General features: G+C 46.0%; 18 protein-coding genes. 9 read left to right on the top strand and 9 right to left on the bottom strand.

Annotated elements, in window-relative coordinates; translation table 11 throughout:
* The first annotated feature begins 76 nt into the window (after positions 1 to 76).
* A complete protein-coding gene (locus CSH93_RS12565; RefSeq protein ID WP_100643611.1) occupies positions 77 to 1,105 on the top strand; it encodes a hypothetical protein in 1,029 nt (342 codons plus the stop codon).
* Here CSH93_RS12565 and CSH93_RS12570 read toward each other — a convergent pair.
* Both CSH93_RS12570 and CSH93_RS12575 read right to left on the bottom strand, forming a co-directional pair.
* Positions 1,102 to 1,470, bottom strand: coding sequence for a hypothetical protein (locus tag CSH93_RS12570; protein ID WP_100643612.1), 369 nt, complete (start codon positions 1,468 to 1,470; stop codon positions 1,102 to 1,104). The two genes, CSH93_RS12565 and CSH93_RS12570, sit on opposite strands and share 4 nt — an antisense overlap.
* An 85-nt stretch (positions 1,471 to 1,555) precedes the next feature.
* The gene (locus CSH93_RS12575) at positions 1,556 to 2,950 is read right to left on the bottom strand and encodes a hypothetical protein (RefSeq protein WP_100643613.1); all 1,395 of its coding nucleotides are present in this window, start codon (positions 2,948 to 2,950) and stop codon (positions 1,556 to 1,558) included.
* Between the two features lie 253 nt (positions 2,951 to 3,203).
* On the opposite strand from CSH93_RS12575, the gene CSH93_RS12580 reads away from it, so the two are divergent.
* Both CSH93_RS12580 and CSH93_RS12585 read left to right on the top strand, forming a co-directional pair.
* On the top strand, positions 3,204 to 4,844 hold the full coding sequence (locus CSH93_RS12580) for an acetolactate synthase large subunit (RefSeq protein ID WP_100643614.1): 1,641 nt from the start codon (positions 3,204 to 3,206) through the stop codon (positions 4,842 to 4,844).
* A 9-nt stretch (positions 4,845 to 4,853) separates the two neighbouring features.
* Positions 4,854 to 6,293 carry an aldehyde dehydrogenase family protein gene (locus CSH93_RS12585; RefSeq protein ID WP_100643615.1) on the top strand — a complete coding sequence of 480 codons (1,440 nt, stop codon included), beginning with the start codon at positions 4,854 to 4,856 and terminating at the stop codon, positions 6,291 to 6,293.
* A gap of 39 nt (positions 6,294 to 6,332) precedes the next feature.
* Here CSH93_RS12585 and CSH93_RS12590 read toward each other — a convergent pair whose 3' ends face one another.
* From CSH93_RS12590 to CSH93_RS12600, 3 genes are all read right to left on the bottom strand, one after another.
* Positions 6,333 to 6,794, bottom strand: coding sequence for a YqaA family protein (locus tag CSH93_RS12590; protein WP_100643616.1), 462 nt, complete (start codon positions 6,792 to 6,794; stop codon positions 6,333 to 6,335).
* Between the two features lie 28 nt (positions 6,795 to 6,822).
* A complete protein-coding gene (locus CSH93_RS12595; RefSeq protein WP_100643617.1) occupies positions 6,823 to 7,203 on the bottom strand; it encodes a VOC family protein in 381 nt (126 codons plus the stop codon).
* Positions 7,204 to 7,356: 153 nt separating this feature from the next.
* The gene (locus tag CSH93_RS12600; protein ID WP_100643618.1) at positions 7,357 to 7,713 is read right to left on the bottom strand and encodes a DUF2237 family protein; all 357 of its coding nucleotides are present in this window, start codon (positions 7,711 to 7,713) and stop codon (positions 7,357 to 7,359) included.
* A gap of 67 nt (positions 7,714 to 7,780) precedes the next feature.
* On the opposite strand from CSH93_RS12600, the gene ubiG reads away from it, so the two are divergent.
* Complete coding sequence (gene ubiG / locus CSH93_RS12605; protein WP_100643996.1) at positions 7,781 to 8,548, top strand: bifunctional 2-polyprenyl-6-hydroxyphenol methylase/3-demethylubiquinol 3-O-methyltransferase UbiG; 768 nt, start codon at positions 7,781 to 7,783, stop codon at positions 8,546 to 8,548.
* Between the two features lie 11 nt (positions 8,549 to 8,559).
* On the opposite strand, the gene CSH93_RS12610 is transcribed toward ubiG, so the two are convergent.
* The gene (locus CSH93_RS12610; protein ID WP_100643619.1) at positions 8,560 to 9,705 is read right to left on the bottom strand and encodes an acyltransferase family protein; all 1,146 of its coding nucleotides are present in this window, start codon (positions 9,703 to 9,705) and stop codon (positions 8,560 to 8,562) included.
* Positions 9,706 to 9,756: 51 nt separating this feature from the next.
* On the opposite strand from CSH93_RS12610, the gene CSH93_RS12615 reads away from it, so the two are divergent.
* On the top strand, positions 9,757 to 10,692 hold the full coding sequence (locus CSH93_RS12615; protein ID WP_100643620.1) for a LytR/AlgR family response regulator transcription factor: 936 nt from the start codon (positions 9,757 to 9,759) through the stop codon (positions 10,690 to 10,692).
* Between the two features lie 402 nt (positions 10,693 to 11,094).
* A complete protein-coding gene (locus CSH93_RS12620) occupies positions 11,095 to 12,918 on the top strand; it encodes a S8 family serine peptidase (RefSeq protein ID WP_100643997.1) in 1,824 nt (607 codons plus the stop codon).
* Between the two features lie 57 nt (positions 12,919 to 12,975).
* Here CSH93_RS12620 and CSH93_RS12625 read toward each other — a convergent pair whose 3' ends face one another.
* Positions 12,976 to 13,755 (bottom strand): thioredoxin family protein, encoded by a 780-nt coding sequence (locus tag CSH93_RS12625; RefSeq protein ID WP_100643621.1) that lies wholly within the window; start codon positions 13,753 to 13,755, stop codon positions 12,976 to 12,978.
* A 197-nt stretch (positions 13,756 to 13,952) separates the two neighbouring features.
* Here CSH93_RS12625 and CSH93_RS12630 point away from each other — a divergent pair, with 197 nt between their 5' ends.
* Positions 13,953 to 14,561, top strand: coding sequence for a glutathione S-transferase family protein (locus tag CSH93_RS12630; protein WP_100643622.1), 609 nt, complete (start codon positions 13,953 to 13,955; stop codon positions 14,559 to 14,561).
* Between the two features lie 7 nt (positions 14,562 to 14,568).
* On the opposite strand, the gene CSH93_RS12635 is transcribed toward CSH93_RS12630, so the two are convergent.
* Both CSH93_RS12635 and CSH93_RS12640 read right to left on the bottom strand, forming a co-directional pair.
* Positions 14,569 to 16,161 (bottom strand): cisplatin damage response ATP-dependent DNA ligase, encoded by a 1,593-nt coding sequence (locus tag CSH93_RS12635; RefSeq protein WP_100643623.1) that lies wholly within the window; start codon positions 16,159 to 16,161, stop codon positions 14,569 to 14,571.
* Entirely contained in the window at positions 16,158 to 17,195 is a 1,038-nt protein-coding gene (locus tag CSH93_RS12640; RefSeq protein ID WP_100643624.1) for a ligase-associated DNA damage response exonuclease, read from the bottom strand. Before CSH93_RS12640 ends, CSH93_RS12635 begins: the two co-directional genes overlap by 4 nt.
* A 112-nt stretch (positions 17,196 to 17,307) precedes the next feature.
* Here CSH93_RS12640 and CSH93_RS12645 point away from each other — a divergent pair, with 112 nt between their 5' ends.
* Both CSH93_RS12645 and CSH93_RS12650 read left to right on the top strand, forming a co-directional pair.
* Entirely contained in the window at positions 17,308 to 17,796 is a 489-nt protein-coding gene (locus CSH93_RS12645) for a GNAT family N-acetyltransferase (RefSeq protein ID WP_100643625.1), read from the top strand.
* A gap of 293 nt (positions 17,797 to 18,089) precedes the next feature.
* Complete coding sequence (locus tag CSH93_RS12650) at positions 18,090 to 18,365, top strand: hypothetical protein (RefSeq protein WP_100643626.1); 276 nt, start codon at positions 18,090 to 18,092, stop codon at positions 18,363 to 18,365.
* The last annotated feature ends 35 nt before the right edge of the window (positions 18,366 to 18,400 follow it).

Genomic DNA, 18,400 nt, shown 5'->3' on the forward strand with positions numbered 1-18,400 from the left:
ACGAAGCATTTAAGGTATGTATATGTGGATTCAGAAAGTGCGGGAAAAATACACATATAGACTAAGGCGTTAAATATTGCCTGACAATGACGTGAACGAAATGCAAACCTACAGAATTATCTTAAGAATAACGTCGACAGTTTCAATTGAGACAGATGAAACAATTGAAACGCTGCCTGGCCGCCAAGGTGAAGAAATTGGCAAAGGTGAGTTTAGTTATTTCTTGAAGCGTGAAGCGGTTTCAGGGGCAGATGATAAGTTGGCTTCATCGCGTTACTTCAGTGATCACCTCTATCTCAGCGATTATAAACGAGTAATGTCTAAGCTTAGGAAGCTTAAAGTGCGGCATAAACGCTGTCCAAGTTGCAATGGCGCGGGCAAAGGTCGATGTGATAGTTGTGGTGGTACTGGCAAAAAAGCATGCCCGACCTGCGACGGGACCGCTGAATATAAAGCTTCATATACGGTAGGTGCATCCGAAAACAAGAAGGTAACATGTAGTGTCTGTAATGGTTCTGGATACGAGTACGTATATGCTGCTGAGGGAAGTGGAACCTATAGAAGTTGCCCAGCATGTTCAGGTGTTGGTCACAGCATCACATCAGGACATTCAGGAAGGACCACGCATATGAATTCCAGTTGTAGCGAATGCAGAGGCAAGGGGGTCGTTCAATGTAATAAATGCAGGAATGGTAAAGTCGGTATTTGTGGCGTATGTGAAGGTAAAAAAGACATAACAGAGATATTTAGTCTGGCTCAGCATGTTCGTTCAGTGAAAAAGGCGGACTTGTCTAAACCGTTTGGCCGTTACACACAATCAGTACTGGAGACTTTATCTAAACGTCCTGATCTTGTGTCTAATAGTGAAGTCATACGCAAAGGCCGTGTATTTGTGGTTATTACAGATTTCGAATTAGATGTTCGCCCAGCCTTATCAGAAATAAACAGTAAAGATAGCGGTGAGTTGGATGAATGGTCAATTCAAGATATTAATAGCGGTTTAATATGGAGAAAACCCCCAACTTTTTTAGAGAAGATTGCGGGCTTGTTTGGCTTTTCACCAACGCCACCGTTTGAGAAAGCTAAAAAAATGGTCAAGCACTAAACCGATTTGAATGGCTCTTCATCGGATTCAGAAAGTATTTTGTATGGATCTTCTTCTAGAGCCTTTGCTGCCGAGCGATAGACATCTGCATTTTCATTTAGGGTAGAGAGTAAGTGCGTTTGTTGCGTTGCAAAATTATCCAAAAAGTCAGCCGCTACGTTTAACAATGAGATTGCAGCGGAAATTGCCGGAACGCCTTCAAAATCACTCTCAGGATCCTTACTAAGGGTACGAGCGAGCCTTGCATATATCAACATATTTTCAGCCATCTGTGGCATGATAGCTTCATTTTGTTCACCAATATCTTTAGTGAGCTTTGCCATTCCGATCAATAGATTAGACGCCACATCAATCACTGTAATCATGTTATTCCAGAAAGCTTACAACGCAATAAGAAAGCTTTTTTCTTCCCGATACATTTATCCACTGATATTGCTCATTTAACCTAAGTTAACCTCCGCCACGTAAAATATCTAGCAGAGCCTGCTGTTTTTGCAGAGGGTCTTTTATCGAATCTAAATAAACAATATTCGCATAGTTTGGCAGCGCTTGTTTCATGTAAGACATTAGCTTTTCTTTGGCAATTACCATTGAATCACAGCCGTATGTAGTTATTAGTTTTTTATAGTCGGCCTCATAGGCATCATTGATGTCTGTGCTTTTCAGAGCAAGGTCGACTGTACCACTGGCAGCAGATAGCATCATCTGCCGGGCTTTTTGTTCAAGAGCGATGTCATATCCCCAGTAAATCAGGGGATCGGCGTATATACCTGTACCCACATTGTGATAGCTGGTGCATCGAGTATATGACCCGTACATATTGCTTGTCGTCGTTTCAATTGCACACCCGGCACGGGTATTTATTTCAATTTTGTTTTCAGGCAAGGATGCTGGACAGTTTCTTGATACGCTTTGAATGTAACCTGCAAGATGTGCATATAGCTCGCCTTTTAGAACCCCTTTTTGTTGTCTGTTACCATTAAAAAGGGCGTCAAGCTGTCGCCCACGTTTCATTTGTGCGAAATCTATATTGACCTGTCCAGAAAATGGAACTGTCTTAGAGCTTCCGGAAGGTGGGCTGACAGGCTCTTTAGCAATGTCGCTTTGTGGTGGTTCGACGACTTCAGAATTAGGCTTTGACGGCCAAGAGCTATCCTTTAAATGGTTCAATGCGGATTTCAATGATTCATAGACTTCAAATTCTTGACCCTGCGTCAATCCATCATTTGCGAAATAAGTACTACAGCCGTTGTAGTAATAACCATGTTTTAATTTGCGAACTATTCTAGCATCTGAATTTTCATCGCTGAAACTAGCTACATCATCGGAAAATTTTTTCGCCTCCTCAACACAGGTTCTTTGACACAGTTCTCTCGAACTAGCATGCAACATGTCGCAATATTCTGGCAGTACAGTGAACAACTCATTTACCTTGCGTATATTTACGCCACCATCTGCGTCTAGAAAATTGAGATCTACCTCGGTGAATGTCTTATTTTTCTGTTTTGCAGATTGAGATGATGGAGCTGTTGGAGGTCGAAACTGTAGTTCGGTTGATTCTGACATAAGTTTCACGGCTTGAGGGTTCATCATATCTTTCGGGCTGCTCATCATTGCCAGGTAACAGTTCTTTTGTGCGTCAATGATTTTGTCCACATTCCCAAACACGTCATCAAGATTAGCAACCCTACTGGCAGCGTTGCTGCATACCGTCTGGCAATTCGAATTGCTGCACTTATCAGCCGTATCATTGAGTAGCGCAGAGTAATATTCAATCGTTTTTTCTTGAGCAGTAGCGGTGAAGTGAAAAGTAACGAACGAGATTAAAACGATGGCCCTTAACATTCCGAAATTCCCTTTTGGTTTGCTGAATAGATAAGTAATCAGTATAGAAAGAACTATACGTCTATGCCACTTGTCACTTAAAGAACTCTTTAGATGCGCTTTCATCCCACATCATCACGCGGATAAGCGCGATTTATATTGCGCAATAGCAATAAAAAACGCTCGTTTTGATCAAATAACTGCTAGTTTTATAGCACTTAGCATATGAAGCCTGTCACATGAAATTGGCAGGCTTTTCAGTCAGGGTAGGCAGATGAAAGCATCCGATTTATTTGTGAAAGCACTTGAAGCCGAAGGCGTAGAGTATGTATTTGGCATACCGGGAGAAGAAAATCTCGATTTACTTGAGTCTTTGCGCCACTCATCGATAAAACTGATTTTAACCCGTCATGAACAGGGCGCTGGTTTTATGGCCGCCACATATGGTCGACTTACCGGCAAAGTAGGAGTGTGTTTATCTACGCTTGGGCCGGGTGCCACCAATTTAGTGACGCCAGCGGCCTATGCTCAACTCGGTGCGATGCCGATGCTGATGATCACCGGTCAGAAGCCCATCAAAACCAGTAAGCAGGGGCGATTCCAAGTGATCGATGTGGTCGACATGATGCGCCCAATCACCAAGTACACTACACAAGTTGTCAGTGGTGACCGCATTCCATCAGTGGTGCGCGAAGCATTCCGTTTGGCGCATGAAGAACGGCCTGGTGCGGTACATATTGAGCTACCAGAAGATATTGCAGCGGAGCCGACCAAAGCGGCGTTGATTAAGCCCAGCGTTTCCAGACGTCCTATTGCTGAATATAAAGCGATCAATCGAGCGGTAGAAATGATTGAAGCCGCGACCTCACCAGTATTGATGATTGGCGCTGGCGCAAACCGTAAATTAACCTCAAAAATGTTGCGTGAATTTGTCAGTAAGACCGGTATCCCGTTCATTACTACGCAAATGGGTAAAGGGGTTATTGATGAAACCGATCCTCTTTTCATGGGCAATACCGCTTTGTCCGATGGCGACTTTGTGCACCGCGTGATCAACCGTGCTGATCTCATCATTAACGTAGGCCATGACGTGGTAGAAAAGCCTCCGTTTTTTATGCACGAAGATGGCAAGCAAGTGATCCATATCAACTTCGACTCTGCCGCCGTCGACCCTGTGTATTTCCCACAGTTAGAGGTGGTGGGTGACATAGCCAACAGCATTTGGCAAATCAACGAGAGAATTGCGCCGCAGAGCAGTTGGAAGTTGGACTTTTACCGAGATGTTCATGACGCGTATGTGAGCCATCGACAAGACAGTGAAAAAGATGAACGCTTCCCTATTTTACCTGAGCGCTTTGTCAAAATTGTCCGTGAAGCCATGCCCAAAGATGGCATTGTGACGCTCGACAATGGCGTATACAAAATATGGTTTGCACGTAATTACCCTGCCTATTTCCCGAATACGCTATTGCTAGATAACGCACTGGCAACGATGGGGGCAGGGCTGCCATCAGCTATGGCCGCTAAAATGGTTCATCCAGACAAACCTGTCATCACCGTATGTGGCGATGGCGGTTTTATGATGAACAGTCAGGAATTAGAAACGGCTGTGCGCCTGAATTTGCATATTGTGGTGCTGATATTACGCGACGATGCCTATGGCATGATCAAGTGGAAACAAGCCCACATGAACTTTGATAATTACGGGTTGGATTATGGCAATCCAGACTTCGTTAAATACGTTGAAGCCTATGGTGGAAAAGGCTGGCGTATATCTTCTTCTGATGAATTAGGCCCATTACTGACTCGCTGCTTGAGTGAGCCTGCGGTGCATTTAATTGATGTACCTGTCGATTACAGCCTAAACGATCAAACCTTGAATAAAACAATTAAAGAACTGAGCCGGGAATTATAAGGAGTCATTATGTCCAGTCTACAATCGGCCTATCCCTATTACTTAGCCAGCAAACCCGTGTTTGCTAATGAAGACTTGAAAGTCACCAATAAATATACCGGAGAGGTCGCCACAACGGTCGCAATGGCTGATGCTTCTGTGATTGATCAAGCGATAGCGGCAGCTGAGCAAGCCCAGCCCGCCATGACCGCTATGCGTCCGTATGAGCGTCAAAAAGTATTGGAGCATTGCATCAAACGCTTCACTGAACGATTTGAAGAGCTTGCCTATGCGCTGTGCATCGAAGCTGGCAAACCGATCAAAGATGCGCGTGGCGAAGTCACGCGCTTAATCGATACGTTTCGTATTGCCGCGGAAGAATCTGTGCGCATCAATGGGGAGGTTATGAACCTTGAAATTACAGAACGCGCAAAGGGTTACACCGGTATGTATAAACACGTGCCGATTGGCCCGTGTTCTTTTATTTCACCGTTTAACTTTCCGCTCAATTTGGCGGCTCACAAAGTCGCTCCGGCGATAGCAGCGGGCTGTACTTTTGTATTAAAGCCTGCGTCTCGTACGCCACTGGGCGCCATCATAATGGGAGAAGTACTGGCTGAAACCAGCTTGCCTGAAGGCGCATTTTCAATTCTGCCTTGTTCCCGTGACGGTGCTGATTTATTCACGACGGATGACCGTTTCAAATTACTCAGTTTCACGGGCTCTCCTGATGTGGGTTGGGATCTGAAAGCTAGAGCGGGTAAAAAGCCGGTTATTTTAGAGTTGGGCGGCAATGCAGCATGTATTGTGGATGAAGATGCAGACCTTACCGATGCCATTGAGCGCATAGTGTTTGGTGCCTATTACCAATCAGGGCAAAGCTGTATCAGTGTGCAACGTATATTAGTACATGACAGTATTTACGAGTCGTTTAAACAGCGCTATGTCGAAAAAGTTGCCAACTTGGTACACGGCGACCCCTTGGATGAAACCACCTTTATCGGCCCCATGATTGCAGAATCTGAAGCCAAGCGTTTGGAAGATTGGATCTCTGAAGCGGTTGACGGTGGAGCTACCTTGTTGTGTGGCGGAAAGCGTGAGGGAGCAATGCTGCAAGCCACGGTTTTGGAGAATGCGCCTCATGCGTCTAAGGTCAATGCGGAAGAAGCCTTTGGCCCAGTGTCTATCATCAGTTCATTCAGTGATTACGATGAAGCGCTTGAGCGCGTAAATGATAGTCAGTTTGGTTTACAAGCCGGTGTATTCACTCGTGATATTTACAAAGCACAAAAAGCTTGGGATGAATTGCATGTTGGTGGTGTCGTGATTGGCGATGTACCGAGCTGGCGTGTGGATAACATGCCCTATGGTGGCGTTAAAGAGTCTGGATTGGGTAGGGAAGGGATCCGCTACGCCATTGCTGATATGACTGAAATACGCTTGATGGTGATCAGAAACCCCAATCCTTGATACGTGTACCTTGCGCGTGGCGAATCAGGCTGCGCGCAGTTATGCCGCAACGTAAGTAAGATAAGCCAGAACCGCATAGCGGGTGGTTTTCCCCAAGGCCACTAACACAACAAACCAGCCAAAGCGTATGCGTAACATGCCCGCTACAACGGTGATGGGGTCGCCGATAATCGGCACCCATGCAAAGCAAAGCGCCACCAAACCGTATTTATCGAAACGATGGCGCGCCTTTTGAAGGTCGGCATCTGTCATCCGTAACCACTTGTGCGCAACGGCATCACTGGCCCAAAGGCCAATACCGTAATTGATCACAGAGCCTAGTACATTGCCAATCGACGCAACAATTATAACGTTGGCATAGCCAAACCCATTGACCAATAAACTCACAAACACAGCTTCGCTACCAAACGGTAGCAGCGTGGCGGCTAGTAATGCGGTTAAAAATAAGCCGAGCAATCCCATTTGGGAAAGTTGCTCGGCTAATTCAATAAATACAGGCATACTGAGGCAAAGACCTCAAGAGAGCGCGTTATTTTGGACGATGCAATGCACAGACCTTATTGCCAGAGGGGTCGCGTAAGTACGCAAGGTATAGTTTCATCGTCGCTCCTTCACGCATTCCTGGTGGATCTTCACAGTCTGTTCCACCGTTTTTAAGACCGGCTGCATGCCAAGCATCAACCGCTTCTGGAGTGGTGGCCGCAAACCCGATGGTCATGCCGTTGCCATGACATGCAGGCTCACCGTTAAGTGGTTTGGTAAGCGCTAATACGCCCTTCTCGGTCATGTAAAAACAGCGACCTTTTTCATCAATGACGCCAGGTTTAATACCTAGCTCACCCAAAATCGCATCATAAAACGCTTTAGATGCCTCTATATCGTTTGCACCTAACATAATATGACTAAACATGGTGTTTCTCCTGTGTGAATGGAAGCATAACGCTAACGCCGAATATAACGGCAGTGAACTGACATATGCTGATAGTTAACTATTTTTATTGGCTATAGCGCCTTTATTTTCGCGTATCAATTGTAAGCTGTGTTGCACACAGCTTACATGCGACTATGCAGCGTACTTTTCAAGTAAGGTTAAGGGAATTACCGTAAGGGCAGCTTCATTAACTGCAGCCAACAGTACTTTGGGTGCGACGCCGGCTTTCTCAGCCTCTAACCAGCGCGCGGCACATAAACACCAGCGGTCGCCTGCTTTTAGGCCAGGAAAACCATATTGTGGTTGAGGGGTTATCAAATCATTTCCGCGCGCTTTGGAAAACGCGAGAAAATCATCGTTCATGATGGCGCATACACTGTGATTGCCAACATCGCTTGCCGGCACATAGCAGAAACCTTCGCGAGTGTAGCCAGTGTTTCCGCAGCATAGATGCAATGGACCACCTAAAACATTACGCGCATTTGCCATTAAGTAATCTTCCTTTCAATTTGACCGTATAATCATGAAACAAACCGATTTGATTGTTAATAGTTTCATGCTTGATAAGAGTCAATTAACTCAACCAGTTGATACCAATACGACATTGTCGCCGCAGGAGATCGCAAAGTTTGATCAAATGGCGCAGGAATGGTGGGATCCGCAAGGCAAGTTCAAAACTGCATTGGCATTTAACCAAGCTCGTTTAGCGTGGTTTATTCCGCGTATTGCAGAACATTTTGGACGCGATAGTAAAGCAGCAAATTGCTTAATGGACCTCAGCGTTCTGGATGTTGGCTGTGGCGGCGGATTAGTATCTGAAGGGCTCGCCCGTCTAGGTGCAAACGTGACTGGAATCGATGCCAGTGCAGTCAGCATTGAAGTTGCGCGCAGGCACGCCAAGCACAGTGGCCTGCCAATTGAGTACTCTCATCAATTGAGTTCATCTTTGGTTGAAGAGGGTCGCCAGTTTGATGTGGTGGTTAATGCTGAAGTGATTGAACATGTGCCTGATCAGGCGCGTTTAATCCAAGAATGCTGCCAGCTAGTTAAACCTGGTGGCATGCTTATTTTGGCTACGTTAAACAGAACTTTCAAAAGCTTCATCATTGCGATTGTAGGGGCCGAATATGTCATGCGTTACTTACCTATTGGTACACATGACTGGCGTTATTTTGTTAAGCCACGTGAATTGGAGGCGATGGTTAATCAACAAGGGTTGGTGCTTGAGTCTGGTACCGGCATGAAGCTGAATATCATCACCAAGCACTGGGAACTAACGCATAATCAATCGGTTAATTATGCGCAGATTTACAAGAAGCCATAGTGGCTTCTTGTTTATTTAAGGCCAAATAAAGTTCGAGTCAGCGCTGTGCGTTTAGCCAGCTCGTAGCTGATATAGCATCCGCCAATCGTGATACTCAGGATCAAGATGAAATCCAGCATCACAGGTAAGTTAAATGGTTGTAATAATGCAGCCGCAACAACAATCAGTGTTTGATGCATGATGTACCAAGGTAAAACGGCTTGGCTAGCATAGCGTAGAAATACATTGCTGAACCTTAGGTAGGCGCCAGCAAGCCCAACCACCGCTAAGATCCAGCACCAATGGTTTAGGGTCACGATAAAGCTGTATATGGACTGTACCCATAAGGAATCTTCAAATTGTGATGCCAATGTGGGAAATGCGTCATGTCTATCCGCGATTAAAAACGAATAGCCTGCGACAGCAAACGCTAAAAACCACCAACGCTGCTGAATGACTCTATCCCACAGCTTAGGCATGTAGGCGAGTAAATAACCGACGACGAAGACCCAAAAATACTTGCCGTGACTGTACCAATCATTCAGGAGATCATGTGTGGTCGGAAAGTGTCGGCGCATGCTAAGCCAGATGACCGACATGACCAGTACCAGAAGCAACGTAAATGCAAATGCGGGAATGGCTTTGGCATCGAGTTGTGCACACCAACGCAGTCCGCGCCCTATGACTAAAAGGATAAGCGTGTAGCAAAATAGATAGGGGAGAAACCAGAGGTGATTCCAAGTCAGAGAGATGTCCTTAGCAATATCTGCGGGTATATCAGTACTAAAACCATAGTAGGTAAGCAGATAATCCCAATAGCCCGCCGTAAGGCCGTGCGTGTGCTGAAGCTCAATATATTGCTGAGGTGGCACAATGATGAGCATGCCGAGGAGTAATGGTGTTAGTAAGCGCTTACTTCTAATTTTCAATATATTTTTATTGCCATAGCGCTGCTCGTACAACGCAAAGGCCATCGCCGATATGAAAAACAGTAACGACATACGCCACTGGTTGGTCAATATCATGACATCTTGCAAGCCTTGAAATTGGTGTGGGCTTTTGATGTGCCAGCCCCAATCCAGTACGTAGTACATGCCAATGTGATAGCCAATCAGTATAAAAAACGCCAAGGTGCGCAGCCAATCAATGTCATTTCGCCGTTGTGTAGTTGTCTTCATGCATGATCTCAATTAACGTAATCAGGGAATCAAGATTGCGTATATAACGACATGGATAAACACGAAAATAGCCAAGAGGTGAGTGCTGAGGGACAAGCGGTGGCTCAGCGTGATGGCCATTCTGGCTGGACCGGATGGTTGCTACGCGTGTCGAAGCAAAGACCTAAGCGCTTTTTTGTCCTGCTGTTTTTCATTTACATCTTCATCAACAATTCGATCACTGCCAGCTCGGTGTGGATGGAAGCGACCCGTGATGGCGTCACAAGTCTCTCGCTGTGGGAGCCCTTTGTGTGGGAATACAGCAGCATGTTGACGAATATAATGCTGATCCCGTTGCTTCTTATTTTATGGGAACGATTCCCGTTGCGTTTTGCAAACCCCGGTCGACAAGTGGCGATCCACGTGTGCATTAGTTTGTGTTACGCCCTGCTTCATGTGGTTGGTATGGTGTTGATGAGAGAAGGCGCATACTGGTTAGCCGGTGGGAATTACGATTTTGGTGATTGGGTGCGCGAATTCTTTTATGAGTACCGCAAAGATGTATGGGGCTATTTAGTGCTGATCCTGATGTATCACATGTTTATGGCGCTGTATAAACGCATTCAGGGAGAAGCTGATTTTATTGATGAGCCAAATGATGACAGTGGCTCCCGTTTACCCAGCCATTTACTGGTGAGGAAATTGGACAAAGAATTCTTGGTAAAAGTATCAGATGTTGAATGGTTAGAGTCTTCTGGTAATTACGTTAATTTGCATGTGAAAGGGCGGATCTACCCACTGCGTACCACGATGAAAGAAATAGCGTCGCGTTTTGACAGTGAATTCACGCGGGTGCATCGCTCAATTGCGGTTAGCCATAATGCCGTGGCGCATATTAGCTATCAGTCGAGCGGTGATGGCACTATCACCATGACCAGCGGAGAGCAACTGCCGCTGTCTCGCCGCTATAAAGAACAATTTAAACAGAAATTATCCGTTTCGGTTTGATACACGCGAAATTATGTAATCTGAATTATTTCTGCCGTTCATTCGATACGGCTTTTTGTGGCGCTTGCTTTACATATTGTTGAGCGCTGATACAAAAACTCTTTATTCGTAAAAATGCGATTTATTCGGAATTATATTCGAAAAAATTATCCAATATCGTAAGTGTATGAATAAATGGTTAAAAAAATGAATATGCCGAGTTTTTATTCAACGATTTATCATGTCGTTCGTCTTTAGATATTGTCATTTCATCGCAGCAGGCGTAGAGTCCAGTGGTCGCTTTATAAACAAAGTGAATTAAAAACAATAATAAAAATAGATGTAGGACGGAAGAATAAGGACGATTCTGTAGTCTGTTCGTAAACAACAAGAAGTGAAGTTAGGATCCCCCCTATGAAAAACATGAAGTTAAAGCCACTCGTGTCAGCAACTTTGCTGGCGTTATCGGCAACAGCGGCTCAGGCCAGTGAGCGAGTTGTCATCCAAGTGGATAATCCAGGAAAAGGCATTGTTAAAAATCTCGCACGTCAGGCTGGCGGTGAGTTGAAAGTCGAAGGTAACGGTTTTATCGCAGTTGAATTCGCCAACAAGTCTTTAGACGAAATTAAAGGTGTCTTAAACAACCCTCACGTTAAGTTGGTTGAAGTAGACCAAAAACGTAGCCCAATGGCGTTTAGCGATGATTTGGGCGACCCAATGGCGCAGCAAATCACGCCTTATGGTTACTATCAAGCCCAAGCGGACCAAGTAAACTTTGATGCAAATGCTGGTATGAAAGTGTGTGTTATCGATTCAGGTCTTGATTCGTCTAACCCAGATTTCCTTTGGGATCGCGTTACAGGCGATAACGATTCAGGTACAGGTAACTGGTTTGAAGCTGGTGGCGAACATGGTACTCACGTAGCGGGTACTATCGGTGCAGCTGACAACACCTACGGTGTAATTGGTATGGCGCCGGGTGTTGATATGCACATCATTAAAGTATTCAACGCTGAAGGTTGGGGCTATTCATCTGACCTAGCGAAAGCTGCTCAGCTATGTTCTGCAGCTGGCGCGAATATTATCAATATGAGCTTAGGTGGCGGCGGTGCTAACAGCACTGAAGAGAATGCTTTTGAAGCGTTCCGCGCTGCGGGTGGCTTGGTTGTAGCGGCTGCTGGTAACGATGGTAACTCAGTACGTTCTTACCCAGCGGGTTACCCAGCGGTCATGATGATTGGTGCAAACGATGCAAACAATGACATCGCAACATTCTCACAATTCCCAAGCTGTACTTCAGGCCGTGGCAAGCGCGCTTCAACGGATGAAACCATCTGTGTAGAAGTTACGGCGGGTGGTGTCGATACACTATCTACTTTCCCTGCGGGTCTAGCAACGTCTTCAGCATTGACAGCTGACGGCGCGGCATATGCTTCTTCGGCAATGGAAAACTCAGGTAATGCTGCAGGTGCGACCTATTTCATGGGAACAGCAGAATCGGTAGACGCAAACGCAAACGGCAAAGTGTGCGTAATCGACCGTGGTGTGATTTCTTTCTATGACAAAGTGAACAACTGTGAACAGTCTGGCGGTATCGGTGCGGTAGTCATCAATAACGAAGCTGGTATGTTATACGGTACGTTGGGTGACACGAATGATACGTCTATCCCTGCGGTAGGAGCTGCGTTAGAAGATCGTGCTTCATTGCTTGCGGCGTCAAGCATGGACATTTCTATTAATGCGAGTGACTACGGTTACTTAAGCGGTACATCGATGGCAACACCAACTGTTGCAGGTATTGCAGCATTGGTTTGGTCTAATCACCCAGATTGTTCTGGCGAAGAGATTCGTGACGTACTTAAGCAGACCGCAATGGACTCTGGTGCAGCGGGTAAAGATGATTACTTCGGTTATGGTATCGTCCAAGCGGCTGACGCTGATGCTTACTTAACGGCTAACCCATGTGGCGGCTCAGAGCCACCTCCGCCACCACCACCTCCAGGCGGTGATTTCACTTTAAGCGCGTCTGGCTACAAAGTGAAAGGTAGTCAAGTAGTTGATCTTTCATGGTCAGGTGCAGCAACAACAAACGTTGATGTATACCGTGACGGTCAGTTGATTGCGACAACAGCAAACGACGGTGCTTTCACAGACAACTTAAACGTTAAAGGTGGCGGTGTATACAGCTATCAAGTTTGTGAAGAGGCATCAAGCAACTGTTCAGCAACAGCGCAGGTTGTTTTCTAAGCTAACGGCTTAAAATGCTAAAGCCCGGCATACATGTTTGTATACCGGGCTTTTTTATTACTCCCAACTAAAGGGGCCGTAGCTAGGAAAGATGAGTTCGTCAGCGCTGCTACCGTTTTGAGCACTCAGATAAAGTTGATGGATATCTTGCTGTAGCTGCATACGGAAGTCATACACTTCAAGTGAAACAGCCTCTAACTCATCAAAATTATCCAACTTATCTTCTTTGGCTAATTTCAATAGAGGACCGACTAACGCAAAGCCTGCAAACAGGCGATCTGATTGTGTTTGTGAAAATTCTCTAATGGCATCAAACGCTGGCCCTTGATTAATCGGGCTTGCACTCTCAAAAGCCTCCGGCTGTGAGAAATAGTTTAGATAGGTTTCATTGCTGACATCGTGAGCACTGTTCCACATTGCCATACTTTCCATGTTCAACAAGGTATTGGATTCTGGATCTATGATCATGACCGATGGTGTAGCGAAATATGACGGGTAATCGTATTGCTTGGTTAACCAGCGCACATCGCGATAATAGCCAACATCTACAAATACCGGCACGTAATGTTGTTCAACAATAGCGTGTAGCTTTTCCGTGGATAATTGTTGTGAAAAACTTCTGCTGTCATGACACCACTGGGCTCCGAGTACTAAAAGCAACAGCTTATCTTCTGCTATGGCTTGCGCGGTCGCTGCGGTGACGCGATCGGCTAAGTAATCTGAATATTGGTAACTGTATTGTGGTTTAACCACTACGGTTTGCTCTTCGGCTTTAGACGTGGTGGTATAAACCAGTGATGTGCTCAGTGCAACGGCAACACATAATGCTCTTATCATGACGAATATCCTTGTTTTTGAAGCGGTTATCATACGCCCTTGAATGGCTGGGGCAATCGCTTTAGCTAATTTAGCTCGCTCAAGAAATGATAATGCGGAGGTTGGATAATTATTCGCTATAGTTATGCAACGATTTGGTCTATTTGCTATTTGTGCTGAGTCAGCGCTAGGCTGTAAGAAAAGAATAAGGACTTGCCATGTTATTGTACGATACTAAAACTGCTCCAACGCCCAGAAGAGTGCGTATTTTCTTAGCCGAGAAAGGCATTCAAGTGCCAACTAAACAAGTTGATTTGCAAAAAGGCGAAAATTTGTCGCCCGAGATGCGGGCCAAAAACCCGTTGGGGAAAATCCCTGTTTTGGAACTGGATGATGGCACTTGTATCAGTGAATCAGATGCGATTTGTACGTACTTTGAAACCTTACATCCTGAGCCATCCTTAATGGGCCGCACAGCACTTGAAAAGGCGACCATTATGCAGTGGCAGCGCCAAGTAGAGTTCGGATTGTTTATGCAAGTTGGGATGTGCTTCCAACATTCTACCGGCTACTTTAAAGATCGGATGACGCCCGTCCCAGAGTTTGGCAAAGAGGCCGGAATCAATGCCTCCAAGTTTTTGAAATTACTCAACCGACGTTTGGCTGATTCGCGCTTTATTGCCGGTGAGGAGTTCTCTATCGCCGACATCACGGCGCTGTGTGCGATAGATTTTGCCCGCGTTGTTAATGTGCGCATTGATCCTGAGTACACCTCTCTGTTGCGTTGGTATGAAGAGGTGAGTACGCGTGAAAGCGCATCCGCTTAACATTGCGTTATCGTATTAACTGTTTAACGCTTTCAACTGAATCAGCCTCGTGCGCCGGCTTATCCCAGCGTATGCGGCTGATCCGGGGAAAGCGCAACGCAACGCCAGATTTATGCCGCTTACTGTCATGCGCAGAATCGAAGGCAACTTCCAGTACCAGTGATTTTTCGACTTCCTTTACCGGGCCAAAGCGCCCTACTGTGTGCTGACGCACCCAACGATCGAGTTGTTTAAGTTCATCGTTGGTAAATCCTGAATAGGCCTTTCCGATAGGGACAATCGTGTCGTCTTGCCACACGCCAAAAGTAAAATCGGAATAATATGAAGAGCGTTTACCGCTACCGCGTTGGGCGTACATCATTATCGCATCCACAACAAAGGGATCGCGCTTCCATTTTAGCCATTGGTTTGCTGGCCTACCAGAAATATAGGGGCTGTCATGGCGCTTGAGCATGATCCCTTCGATAGCATTGAGGGCATTATCAGTGGCCTGTTTTCGGAGCGCACAAAGCTGCTGAATAGAACTAGCAGGGAGGGTCTCAGAGAGTAAAAACCGAGGGCTTTGCATTTGTTGATACCAATCTGCCAGTTGTAGACGCCTTTGCTGTAGTGGCAAATCCATCAAAGACAAAGATCCTATACTCAGTGCGTCGTATAGCATGATGCCAGCGGGCATCGCACTGCACAGTTTCTTGCTCGGTTTCTTCTTGTTTAAACGTTGTTGCAGTTGGTTGAAACTCCCTACTTGGCCGTTTTCAACAATCAGCAGCTCACCATCAAAGACGGCGTGAAAATCGACGCTGTCGAGTAGGTCAGGAAAACTATGACTGATGTCATCCCCGGTGCGAGAAAACAGTGCCTTTCCGTGTGGGGTGCTGACTAATTGCACACGAATACCGTCATATTTCCATTCGACCTGCCACTCTTCGGGGTTCAGGTATGCCTTACCGAGTTGTTCAAATTTGGTTTCATCTAACGGATGAGACAACATGACGGGTTGGTAGGTTACTTTATTCGAAATATCCGGCACATCAGCTTTGCCGTCTAGCCATAACAGAAGATCGGTATAGGGTGGCTCAACGCCATGCCACAGGGCTTCTATATCCGCTAGCGATTTACCACCATAGTCTGCCAATATGCGTTTGATCGAGCGTGCAGAAACGCCCACTCGCATGCCTCGGGTGCCCAGTTTCAGCAAGGCCCAGCGTTGAGCCGGTGTCATCTGATCTAATAACTGAATAAGGTAGCGTTCAACTTCGGCTTTTGTCGCTTGCTTGAAATGACTGACGACCTCATGAAGCGTAGGAAGCTGTGTCACATTTGTTTCGTTCGATGGCCACAAGTGCGCAACCGTTTCACTCAACTCACCCACATAGTCATAACAGAGTGAAAATAATGTTTCATCGACTCTTTCAAGCATCAAGCGTTTAGTGAGGGCACGCTTAAATAAGTCAAAGCGCAAGGTTCCAGCTATAGCGGCGATCGCCCAGCCGCGGTCGGGGTCCGGTGTATCTGCAAGGTACTGCTTGATGAGAGACGCTTTAGTGGTTTGGCTGTTGGTAAAATACAACTTCTCCAACAATTCTGAGAATGCCTTCATTCGTCATCATCCTCTTCAAAACCGACTAATGACAGCGCCTTTGCGGCATAACCCATTTGCTGCGCCTGATAAACCAAAGCTTCCTCACGTCCATGGGTAACCCAAACTTCGGAAGGGGATACTTCCTGAATGGTTTGCAATAATTCAGGCCAATCGCAGTGATCTGAAATAATCAACGCAAGCTCGGCATTACGTTGTTTACTGCGAGCTCTTATCTGCATCCAGCCCGATGCCATAGCGGTTAAAACATTGGGCAACTTTCTCGACCAGCGATCATTCAATGCCGATGGCGGTGCTAATACGATTTCGCCTGCGAGCGAGCGAATGTCTTCTACATCATTTACCGCAACGATGTGCCCCAACTCAATACCATGATTTTGGTAGAGCTCACACATGCGCACCAATGCGCCATGCAAATATATCGACTTGCTATAACCCAATGAACGCAGTGCCAGAATGACGCGCTGGCATTTGCCCAGCGCGTATGAACCGACAAGATGACAACGTTCTGGAAATTGCGCTAATGATGTTAAGAGCTTCTGTATTTCGTGTTCAATGGGTGGATGGGTGAATACGGGCAAGCCAAATGTGGCTTCAGTAATAAATACATCACAGGGCGTGACCGCAAAGGGGGGGCATGTCGGATCTTCCCTTCGTTTATAATCACCCGAGATCACTAGGCGATAGCCACGGTAGTCGATCACCGCCTGTGCCGAACCTAAAATATGCCCTGCCGGTTTGAATGTTAGTGTTACAGGATCATTTGGGTCAGTGCCAATGGAAATGGGGTGTTCGTAGTTTAGGGCTATGGCTTCAGACCATGCATTGGGCGCATAGCGTAAGTGCATGATATCTAATGTGGCTTGGGTAGCGACCACCCAATGATTGCCAGCCCGAGCGTGGTCTGCATGACCATGAGTAATGATGGCGCGTTCAACGGGATGATGAGGGTCGATAAAGCAATGCGCGGGTTTACAATATAAACCCTCATCGCGGATCTCAATCCAATGTTTAGGATGTAACCTATCTTGCACTCACTAAGCCCTTTAAAACGTTAAGTTGCTGTTTACGAAAGATGAAGCGAAATGGATGTTTAGCCCAATCTAAGATAGTCTTGGCGCACGTTAACTTAGGCCTGAATTTTTTATGTCATTTCACTTTAAGCTTGCTGATTACCACAACCCGACTGATGCCAAATATGTAATTGAGTTGCTAAATGCATATGCAACCGATCCTATGGGAGGTGGCGAACCTCTGGCAGATGAAGTTAAAAATACATTGATAGAGAAACTTCAGCAGCAGCCTACAGCATTCTCGATATTAGGTTACGAAGAAGGCAGCGATGAGCCCATAGCACTAGCGAATTGCTTCACTGGATTTTCGACTTTTAAAGCTAAGCCACTGGTGAACATTCACGACTGCTATGTCGCGCCGCAGTGCCGTGGACAATATGTCGGACAGCAGTTACTTGACGCTGTGCGCGATGAGGCGATAAAGCGTGGTAGCTGTAAAATTACCCTAGAAGTGCTAGAAGGAAATGAGCGCGCCAAAGCTGCTTACCAAAAGTACGGCTTCAAAGGTTACGCGCTGGATGAGAAGTCGGGTTCAGCGGTATTTTGGGAATATTCGTTATAACGTGTTTTAAGTCCAACCTGACATTAGGTAAATGCCGGTCAGTATCTGTGCCGGCTTTTTAACGGTTGGCGTTAGATTTTCAGGTAGTTCCCATGCTCTTTTGGCTTTTAGTCACCCTAAAATTGAATGGACGAACTAGGTTGGGGTCTCTTTCCTGCAAGTTATTTTTGCTAAGGGCTTGCACTGGTAAACATAAAGCCTGATAGTGTTTGCTAAGCCAGCTCTTTGATAGAGCATGGAATGAATTGTACAGCTACCACATATACGGCGTCATCATCTACGAGGTGCAGGCAATGTTAGAAATGAATATGTTTTGGTTAGGTATCGGAGGCGCAGTAGGGCACTTTCTGTTAGCACTGTATGCGTGCTTGGTAGTCAAAGATTCATTCAAACTGTCTGCCAAACGTAAAACTACCTTGATATATGTCAGTCTATTGCTGCCGCTCATCGGCTTTCTCACTGCCCTTATAATGGCGGGAAACAACAAAAAATATAACGGATTTGCGAATGCAAACAGTACTCAGCGCTATTGTGATGGCGTGGACTACGAGAGCAGCAACGCGGATTGAGTGCGCTTGCGGCACGGTTTCTTTTTCCATTGATA

This window comes from Neoalteromonas facilis, from assembly GCF_002807665.1.
GTDB lineage: Bacteria > Pseudomonadota > Gammaproteobacteria > Enterobacterales > Alteromonadaceae > Alteromonas_E > Alteromonas_E facilis.

What these genes read in the sequence shown, in the direction of transcription:
- CSH93_RS12645 (WP_100643625.1), top strand. Translation starts at nt 17,308, where the DNA reads ATGTCATTTCACTTTAAGCTTGCTGATTACCACAACCCGACTGATGCC.
- CSH93_RS12625 (WP_100643621.1), bottom strand. Translation starts at nt 13,755, where the DNA reads ATGATAAGAGCATTATGTGTTGCCGTTGCACTGAGCACATCACTGGTT.
- CSH93_RS12570 (WP_100643612.1), bottom strand. Translation starts at nt 1,470, where the DNA reads ATGATTACAGTGATTGATGTGGCGTCTAATCTATTGATCGGAATGGCA.
- CSH93_RS12590 (WP_100643616.1), bottom strand. Translation starts at nt 6,794, where the DNA reads ATGCCTGTATTTATTGAATTAGCCGAGCAACTTTCCCAAATGGGATTG.
- CSH93_RS12630 (WP_100643622.1), top strand. Translation starts at nt 13,953, where the DNA reads ATGTTATTGTACGATACTAAAACTGCTCCAACGCCCAGAAGAGTGCGT.
- CSH93_RS12595 (WP_100643617.1), bottom strand. Translation starts at nt 7,203, where the DNA reads ATGTTTAGTCATATTATGTTAGGTGCAAACGATATAGAGGCATCTAAA.
- CSH93_RS12650 (WP_100643626.1), top strand. Translation starts at nt 18,090, where the DNA reads ATGTTAGAAATGAATATGTTTTGGTTAGGTATCGGAGGCGCAGTAGGG.
- ubiG (WP_100643996.1), top strand. Translation starts at nt 7,781, where the DNA reads ATGCTTGATAAGAGTCAATTAACTCAACCAGTTGATACCAATACGACA.
- CSH93_RS12635 (WP_100643623.1), bottom strand. Translation starts at nt 16,161, where the DNA reads ATGAAGGCATTCTCAGAATTGTTGGAGAAGTTGTATTTTACCAACAGC.
- CSH93_RS12620 (WP_100643997.1), top strand. Translation starts at nt 11,095, where the DNA reads ATGAAGTTAAAGCCACTCGTGTCAGCAACTTTGCTGGCGTTATCGGCA.
- CSH93_RS12610 (WP_100643619.1), bottom strand. Translation starts at nt 9,705, where the DNA reads ATGAAGACAACTACACAACGGCGAAATGACATTGATTGGCTGCGCACC.
- CSH93_RS12600 (WP_100643618.1), bottom strand. Translation starts at nt 7,713, where the DNA reads ATGGCAAATGCGCGTAATGTTTTAGGTGGTCCATTGCATCTATGCTGC.
- CSH93_RS12585 (WP_100643615.1), top strand. Translation starts at nt 4,854, where the DNA reads ATGTCCAGTCTACAATCGGCCTATCCCTATTACTTAGCCAGCAAACCC.
- CSH93_RS12580 (WP_100643614.1), top strand. Translation starts at nt 3,204, where the DNA reads ATGAAAGCATCCGATTTATTTGTGAAAGCACTTGAAGCCGAAGGCGTA.
- CSH93_RS12575 (WP_100643613.1), bottom strand. Translation starts at nt 2,950, where the DNA reads ATGTTAAGGGCCATCGTTTTAATCTCGTTCGTTACTTTTCACTTCACC.
- CSH93_RS12615 (WP_100643620.1), top strand. Translation starts at nt 9,757, where the DNA reads ATGGATAAACACGAAAATAGCCAAGAGGTGAGTGCTGAGGGACAAGCG.